Here is a 1,989-nt window from a genome sequence, read left to right on the forward strand (position 1 = left end):
ACCGGGGAATTACCGGAATATTTTGATGCTGAAGCCCTAAAAAAAGTATACGGATATAATTTTGAATTAAAACAGGTTGAGAACGCAGAAGCGATTCCTGAGTTTAACGGGAGTACAGTATTTATTTCACAGAAAGGAGAATTGGGCAAAGTTCGCCTGATCCCAAATATTGATTTTTTGGTTAGTATTTACCCTCATCTGGGAAGTATTTTACTGGTAAATGGTGAGCAAAACGAAACTTATATCTCAGAAATTCAGCATGTTCGAAGAAGAGAGACCATTGCGATGACCCCGGCCGATTGTTTTTCTGCCTTGCAACAACTAACAGGGAAGTCTTCTTCAGATAGAGACAAAAGCAATGCAGAGGCAAACAAAGCCCTTGTCCTGGATTCTATTAAAGAGATAACCGGCACCCATACAGAAGCTTTACTGGCTTCCAGCGGATTATCTATTCAGTATGCGATTATGATGGGACTTATTCACGATGCCCTGGAAAAACATCCTGGAAAAGCAATCAAAATTATTGTTCCTCCAAACTGTTATGGCGGAACAAACGACCAGGCAAGACGGGTAGCTGCCTGCATTGAGAATGTTGAAGTGGTGGATCTACTTGTTGACGGGGATAATGATATGGTTCAGAGTATTGATCTGGTTTTGGATAAAGTCGCCGGGGAAGATGCTGTCCCTTACATTATCGCTGAAATTCCGACCAACCCGAGAGTGGAAGTTCCGGATCTCACAAAATTAAAAGAGGTATTAAGCAAAGAACGTAAAACCGCAACCGGTGATGCTGCTATCGATCCCGTCTTTATTTTAGATCAAACCTTTTGTCCGAATGTGCAGTTCCTGGCTGATGATGGAATCCTTTCCGGGATAAGAAGCATTTCCTATGTGAGCGGATCAAAATTTCCAAGTGGAGGAAAAGTTACTGCCGGTTATTGTGTAGCAAATAATAAAGCTGAAGCTTTACTGGAAAAAATAGAAAAGCATCTTATCCTTTGCGATAACGAGGCTACAGATCTTCAGGTTGAAATATTAGCAAAACAATTACCATCCATGAATAAAAGGATCATAGATGCTTATAATAACACCCGGGAATTTGTAAACTTTATCAGGCAGACTTTACCGGAGGCGAAGATCAATTTTGTTTCAGAAGAACTGGCTCAGCAAGGATTTACCCCCTCTGTGTTTTCATTAGATCTTCCAACCAAAGGCAATACCGATGAAGAAAGGGAAACTTATAAACGAGCCTTGAATCAGAAACTGATCGATATGATGATCACAGAAATCCCTGAGGAAAGTAAATACTGTGTGAGCTACGGGCAGCTAAAAGGATGTTACTGGACTATCCCCGCAACCTCTACTCAGGGAACCACCAAAGAAGACGATAAAGACTATATCGCCCGGGTTTCAGTTTCGCCAGATCTGGATCTTGAACATCATAAAAAAGTCTTTTTAGATTTCGTGAAACAAATTTAAGGGTTTGGTGTTTAGTGTTTAGCGTTCAGCGTTCAACGATTTTTGCGCTTTTTACGCATGGCTTTGCGGTCTCTGTATAAAAGAAAATAGATGAGCTAATTAAATTACAGCTTTACCTCGTCACAAGGTCACAGCGTCACAACTTCACAACTTCACAACATTAAAAGTTCAAGGTTTTCGCGCTCTTTGCGAACCCCTTTGCGGTCTCTGCGTGAAAAAAAGAAGGGCAGGCACATCCGAAATGCACTGCCCTCCAAAATGAAGAATTAATATTGAAACTGAAATCTTGAATCCTAAATAACATCAAAACTCCACCGTCACCTCCTCAGAACAATTAGCTGTACTTCCCGCTTCACAAACTCTGTAGTTCAGCGAGCCGCTACCTTTCATTCCTGTTGCATCTGTATAAGCACCATTTCCGGTGTAACCTGATTTCACGGGCGTGCCATTTCTGTAAATATCTACCGCCCCGGTATAATCCCAGGAAAGATCGGCATGCCATTCGCCTTT

Annotated in this window: 2 protein-coding genes; one reads left to right on the top strand and one right to left on the bottom strand. The window is 41.6% G+C overall.

The window, feature by feature from the left end:
* On the top strand, window positions 1-1,479 hold a 1,479-nt coding region (locus ACESK1_RS13190; protein ID WP_372920634.1), incomplete at its 5' end, for a cystathionine beta-synthase.
* A gap of 303 nt (window positions 1,480-1,782) precedes the next feature.
* Here the strand turns inward: ACESK1_RS13190 and ACESK1_RS13195 are convergent.
* Window positions 1,783-1,989 (bottom strand): hypothetical protein (locus ACESK1_RS13195; RefSeq protein WP_372920635.1); only part of this gene is annotated, 207 nt, incomplete at its 5' end.

Source organism: Salegentibacter sp. (genome assembly GCF_041642575.1).
Lineage (GTDB): Bacteria > Bacteroidota > Bacteroidia > Flavobacteriales > Flavobacteriaceae > Salegentibacter.